Source organism: Nonomuraea lactucae (assembly GCF_003313395.1).
In the GTDB taxonomy this organism is placed as follows: Bacteria; Actinomycetota; Actinomycetes; order Streptosporangiales; family Streptosporangiaceae; genus Nonomuraea; species Nonomuraea lactucae.
Genome location: NZ_QNFZ01000151.1, coordinates 1 through 5,626, shown reverse-complemented (window position 1 = coordinate 5,626; position 5,626 = coordinate 1). Strand labels below are relative to the sequence as shown.

At 74.4% G+C, this 5,626-nt stretch carries 4 protein-coding genes and 1 pseudogene; 1 reads left to right on the top strand and 4 read right to left on the bottom strand.

The window, feature by feature from the left end:
- Window positions 1–701 precede the first annotated feature (701 nt).
- A complete protein-coding gene (locus DQW85_RS47600) occupies window positions 702–1,955 on the top strand; it encodes a WecB/TagA/CpsF family glycosyltransferase (protein ID WP_275888192.1) in 1,254 nt (417 codons plus the stop codon).
- Here DQW85_RS47600 and DQW85_RS10235 read toward each other — a convergent pair.
- The 4 genes and pseudogenes from DQW85_RS10235 to DQW85_RS10220 form a co-directional block, all read right to left on the bottom strand.
- Window positions 1,909–2,958 (bottom strand): sulfotransferase, encoded by a 1,050-nt coding sequence (locus DQW85_RS10235; protein WP_113700118.1) that lies wholly within the window; start codon window positions 2,956–2,958, stop codon window positions 1,909–1,911. The genes DQW85_RS47600 and DQW85_RS10235 overlap by 47 nt on opposite strands.
- On the bottom strand, window positions 2,955–4,343 hold the full coding sequence (locus DQW85_RS10230; RefSeq protein WP_113700117.1) for a lipopolysaccharide biosynthesis protein: 1,389 nt from the start codon (window positions 4,341–4,343) through the stop codon (window positions 2,955–2,957). The genes DQW85_RS10235 and DQW85_RS10230 overlap by 4 nt, the downstream gene beginning before the upstream one ends.
- Window positions 4,331–5,188: a sulfotransferase family protein gene (locus DQW85_RS10225; RefSeq protein ID WP_113700116.1), complete on the bottom strand. Its 858-nt coding sequence runs from the start codon at window positions 5,186–5,188 to the stop codon at window positions 4,331–4,333. Before DQW85_RS10225 ends, DQW85_RS10230 begins: the two co-directional genes overlap by 13 nt.
- Window positions 5,185–5,626: pseudogene (locus tag DQW85_RS10220) on the bottom strand (hypothetical protein); the annotation flags it as partial. The pseudogene DQW85_RS10220 and the gene DQW85_RS10225, both read right to left, overlap by 4 nt.

Genomic DNA, 5,626 nt, shown 5'->3' with positions numbered 1-5,626 from the left:
GGCCGCTGGGCGCTGCGCGCTCTCGCCGCCCGGGCCGCCGAACCCCGCGCCCCCATCGCGCTCGCGGTGGCGGCGGGCCTCATCCCCGCCCCCACGGTCCTCGCCCTCCTCCACGGCCGGGGGCACGGCATTTGACCACCTCACCGGACCCTCACGACGGCGCCTCGGTCCCGGAGGCGGCACGCGAACCGACAGCGGGGACCGCCGACTCCCCCCGGCCCGCCGATGATCCCGCGCCACCTGCGGCGGGGGAGACGCAGGCCACGACTCCAGGCTCCACCGCCCAGGCTTCGGCCCAGGCTTCGGCGCAGGCTTCCGCCCAGGCTTCGGCCCAGGCAGAGCAGCCTTCCGGGGCCGCCGGCAGCCGCCCCCGCAACACGCCTCCGAGTGCCGCCGCACAGCATGCCCTGGGCGCCATCCAGCACATCTCGACCGCGTCCCGGCTCACCGACCCCCACCTCCGGCCTGCCCGCGACACCCCTGACCCCGTCCTGCCCACCCACGCGCTCGACCCGCCGCCGGCAAGACCATCGCCCCCCGCCACCGACGACCTCCCACCCACCGAGGAGCCTCACCGCGGTCCGACCAAGAGGGCCGACCGATGTTCGGCCGCCGAGCCCGTCCAGGGCGCGGGAGAGGCGACCGTCCAGAGCGCGGGCGAGACTACCAACCAGGGTTCGGCCGAAGAAGCCGACCGATGTGTGGTCGAGCCGACCGACCGGGACTGGGCCGACGAGGACGGCCGGCACTGGGCCGAGGGGCCCGGCTGGGACCGGGTCGAGAGGGCCGACCGGGATGCGGCCGACGAGACCGTGCAGGGCGCGGGCGAGGGGACCAACCAGGGCTCGGCCGAAGAAGCCGACCGGCGTGTGGTCGAGCCGACCGGCCGGCACTGGGCCGAGGGGACCGGCTGGGACCGGGCCGAGCAGACCGGCCGAAACCGGGCCCAGGGGACCGGCCGGGACAAGGTCGAGCAGACCGGCCGGGACCGGACCGAGCAGATCGGCTGGGACCCGACCGAGCAGCCCAGCCGGGACCGGGTCGAGGGGACCGGCTGGGGTCGGGGCGAGAGGGGCGACCGGGGGGCCGACGTCGGGACCGACCGGGACGGGTCCCGGCAGGCTGATCGTGATGAGGGCGCGGAGCCCTGCCTGGCACTGGCGGCGCAGTCTCAAGAGCGCCTGGCGGCGCGGGTGGTCATCGGCGAGATCAGCATCGACCCGCTCACCGAGGCCCAGGTCGTGGAGCACGTCGGAGCCGCGCTGGAGGCGGGGCGCGGGGGCCGGGTCGTCACGCCCAACGTGGACATCTGCCGGTCAGTCGCCAGGGACCCCGCCCTGAGCGAGCTGGTCAACACCGCCGACCTCGTGGTGGCCGACGGCATGCCCCTCGTGTGGGGCTCCCGTCTGCTCGGCACGCCCCTGCCCGAACGGGTCACCGGAGCCGACCTGATCTGGTCGCTCAGCAAGCTGGCGGACCGCCGGGGCTGGCCGGTCTACCTGCTGGGCGGGCCGCCGGGAGTTGCCGTGTCCGCGGCCCGCGAGCTGGCGAGCTGCTATTCCCGGCTGAAGGTCTGCGGTGTCGAGGCGCCGCCGCCCGCCTTCGACCGCACCGCCGCGGGGCTGGAGCGCGTGCTCCGCAGGGTCACGGCCGCCCGTCCGAAGATCGTGTTCATCGGTCTCGGGTTCCCCCGGCAGGACCAGCTGATCGCCCTGCTGTGCCGGAGGCTCCCGGACGCCTGGTTCGTCGGCTGTGGCGCGGCCATCGCGTTCGCGTCCGGGACGGTGCCGCGGGCGCCTGCCTGGATGCGGGAGGCGGGGCTGGAGTGGCTGTTCCGGCTGGTCAGCGAGCCGGGCCGGTTGGCGCGCCGCTACCTCGTGGACGATCTGCCCTTCGCCGCCCGCCTGCTCACCGGCTGCCTGATCGAGGGCCGCCGGCGGCGGCGTGCGCGGTGAGCTCACGGATCCGGTCCACCTCGGCGGGCGTCAGCCCTCGTGCCGGCCTCTCCAGCGCCATCCGCGAATCCATCGGCCGGAACGCCGTCCGTGACAATCCCGCCCACGCGAACGCCCGATCCCGCCCCCGCGGCCCTTCCGTGCAGGGCCCCGAGTGCGCGCAGGGCCCTGAGTCCGAGTGTGGCCCTGAGTCCGTTCGGGGCCCCGGGGCTGTGCAGGCTCGGGTCACGCGGCGCTCGGCGGCCGGCGACCAGGACAGCCCCGTGTGCCCGTACAGGCGTCTGAAACCCGCGATCGGGTCGGCCGCCAGGTCCTCGTAGCGGGTGACGAGGATCCCGGGAGTCCGGGCGAGCAGGTCGTGCGTAACCAGCCACAGCGTGGCGGCCTTGAGAACGCGGTCCTGGGAGCCGACGAGAGCGCGCAGCTCCAGCAGTTCGGGGTGGTCGCGGACGAGAAGGGGCTGTTCGAGGAGCTCGTGGAAGTAGACCGTCCAGCCCAGCCGCTGCCAGCTCGCCACGAACGAGACCGGGTCACGTTCCAGAGCGATCACCGCGCACCCCAGGCGGGCGGCGAACCACCCCGCCGAGAGCACCGCGAAGGGGTCGTCGAGCAGGGCTCGCCGCCGTGCCAGGCGGCCCAGCGTGAACGCCGTGCCGTACCTGGCCAGCCGGGCGAGATCGTACGGCGAGCGGTTCGCGCGCAGCTCCGGCAGGAAGCGGTAGCGCAGCGCGGTCGTGTCGCGGAACGCGGGCAGCCAGTCGTGGGCGTTGTCGTCGCAGATGTACTGGAACCGGTGCGTGACGTTCGCCCGCAGGACCCCGGGGCATCGGCCGGGTGGGTGCTGGGGGTTGAGGGGCTCGTTGACGTACACGACGTCGCCACCGGCCGCCAGCATCTTGCCCGTCCAGCTAGTACCGCTCCTGGGCAGGCCCGTCACCAGGATCGGCCGCCGGGACCCCGCTCCGCCCGCCGCCGAACCCCCCGGCGCGTCCTGACGGGTCATGCCGTCGCCGACGAGTGGACGCGGAGAGCGGCCAGGCTGTGGCGGCCGAAGGGGTGGAGTCCGTAGCGCCGGTGGAGCTGCCAGAGCGGCAGGAGGTTCTTCACGAGCACGCCCCCCGCCCAGCCGAGCACGGCCCCCAGCGCGCCGTGCGCCGGGATCAGCGCGATGTCGAGCGCGATCGTGAGGGCGATCGCGGTCACGAGGTTCAGCAGGCTGGCGGTGGTGTGCCCGGCGGCGGTCAGCACGACGTCGACCATGCCGCACGCCGTCGCGAGCATCATCGTGGCGGCGAGCACCAGCGCCACCGGCAGTGCCGAGCCGTACTCCGGCCCGAACAGGCGCAGCACCCACGGCGCCAGCGCGGCGTACCCGAGCCAGATCGGCCAGGTGAGCAGCACCAGCCACGCCGTCGTCGCCTGGTACAGCTCCCGGGCGCGTCCCAGCTCGCCATCGGCCAGCGCGCGTACCAGGCGCGGCTGGGCGGCCTGTGCGAGGCCCTGGTTCGCCAGCTGACCCACGATCTTGAAGCGGGTGGCGGCGGTGTAGACGGCGGCCTGTGCCGGACCGCCGAGGACGGCCACCACCACGATGTCCAGCCGCTGGAACACCGCCTGGATCGCCGCCGCCACCGACCTGGGCGCCGTGTGCCGCCACAGGTCTCGGCCGGTCCCGGGCATGTACGGCGTACGAGGCAGGCGACGACGCAGGGCCGCCGCGGCGAGGACCAGCACGACGAGGTACGGCAGCGCCCACACGACGACCGGCCAGCCGGCGGACGGTGACGGCACGACGGGCGGCCAAGAGGAGACACCACCGGACCAAGAGGAGAACAGCCAGTCAGGAGACGTGACGGTCGCCACGAGCAGGAGCTGGGCGAGAGGGAGGAACAGCCCGTCCAGCGCCACAGTGGGACGCATGGTGCCGAATCCCCTGGTAGCTGCCAGCAGGACATCGGCGGCGACCATCACAGGAATGGCCAGGGCAAGCGGTCCGAGTCGGGGGTACAGGAGCACGGCGGCGGCCAGGGCGACAGCGAGGCTGGGAACGAGAGCCGCCCGGACATAGCCGGACATGCCGCGATATCCGTACGTCTTGGCCCGTGCGATGAAGAACACCAGCCCGTTCCCCGCGTCCAGCCTGGCCACCCCGGCGGTCATGAGCGCCAGCGCCGTGGCCGTGAAGAACGCGCCCGCCTGCTCCGGGCTGAAGGCCCTGGTCACCACCATGACCAGCAGGAACTGCGCCACCGCACTGGCAGCCGCGCCGGAGACCCCGGCCAGCCCGCCGCGCCCCACCCGCCCGAGCAGCCCGCCGCCCCTCCAGCCCACCGGACCTGCCGAGGAGGCGGCCGGGTCGTCCGTCGCGCCTGGGGTCAGCGGCGCCATGATGGACCACCACCGTCCAGCCAGCGCACCAGGCGCCTGTCGTACTCCTCGAAGTGGTCACTCAGCCGCCGCCTCACCGAGTCGGCCAGGGGAGCGGGCCGGTCCCGGCCGTTGTGCCGTTCGAAGGCCGGATAGCCCACATGAGGCATCCCCAGGAACTCCAGCACCCGGTCGTAGGCCCGCTCCGGCTCGGCGAAGAACCGGTGGCTGTCGAGCACCAGGACGCGTTCCCGCCCGAACAGCGGCTCCAGCCGTTCGAGCTGCTCGGAGTAGCGCCCGCGGGCGAGGTAGGCGTGGTGGCGGTGCGAGTGGTGCGTCGCGTACGGCCGCGCCCGCAGGCTGTCCTCGGCCCCGGCCAGCCGTTCGGCCTCCAGCTCCAGCGCGCACTCGAACCGCCGCTCCGTCTCGAACCCCCGAGCCAGCTCGTGCGCGTGCGCCGACCGGGCCCGTTCGACCGGGTCGCGCACGAGCACGATCAGTCTGACCCCGGGCAGGTCGGCGGCGATGCGCTCCGCGGCCAGCGGGTGGAACAGGTAGTACGGCGACGACTCGAACGCCTGCGGCGACCCCCCGTGCCGCCTGGCGAGCAGGGCGGCCCCCACCCGCAGCGGGAAGTGCGCCTGGTACCAGGTCATGCCCTGGCCGTAGTCGACGTCGAAGTAGTGGACGCCCTTGTGCAGCACGGGCTTGTGCAGCAGCGGATGCCCCGCCAGCGCCCGGTAGAGCGACGTGGTGCCGCACCGCTGCGCCCCGACGATCAGGAACGACGGCAGGACCCGCGCGGCGGACGTCACCCTCCCGGCGCCGCGCGACACGGACAGCACGACCTGCTTGGCGGCCTTCACGTGAGCGCCTCCTGGTGATCGACGAGCGGGTTGAGCCAGACGTCCGGCGGCCCGAGCGGGCTGTGTCCGTCGGCGGCGTGGCGGTCGGCCAGCGCGATGAGGTAGTGCAGGGCGGTCAGCCGCGCCTGCGCCGCGGACACGCCGAGCGGCGCCAGCACCCGTACGGCCTGCGCCAGGCAGGCGCGCGCGGCGGTGGGCGGGTTCATGCGGCGCAGCGCGCGCTGGAAGAAGTAGTGCAGGGCGTCGAACCCGTACGGCACGCCGACCTGGTAGCGCTCCCAGTCCCAGACCAGCAGCCGCCCGTCGGATGAGGGGGCGAGGTTCCACGGGGACAGGTCGCCGTGCCAGGCGGCGCCCTCCGCGCCTCCGGTCGCGGCGATCTCCTGGATGGCGCGCGCCAGCAACTCGGCGGGCACCCGGCGCCGCCGCCGCGCGAGC

What these genes read in the sequence shown, in the direction of transcription:
- DQW85_RS10235 (WP_113700118.1), bottom strand. Translation starts at nt 2,958, where the DNA reads ATGACCCGTCAGGACGCGCCGGGGGGTTCGGCGGCGGGCGGAGCGGGG.
- DQW85_RS10230 (WP_113700117.1), bottom strand. Translation starts at nt 4,343, where the DNA reads ATGGCGCCGCTGACCCCAGGCGCGACGGACGACCCGGCCGCCTCCTCG.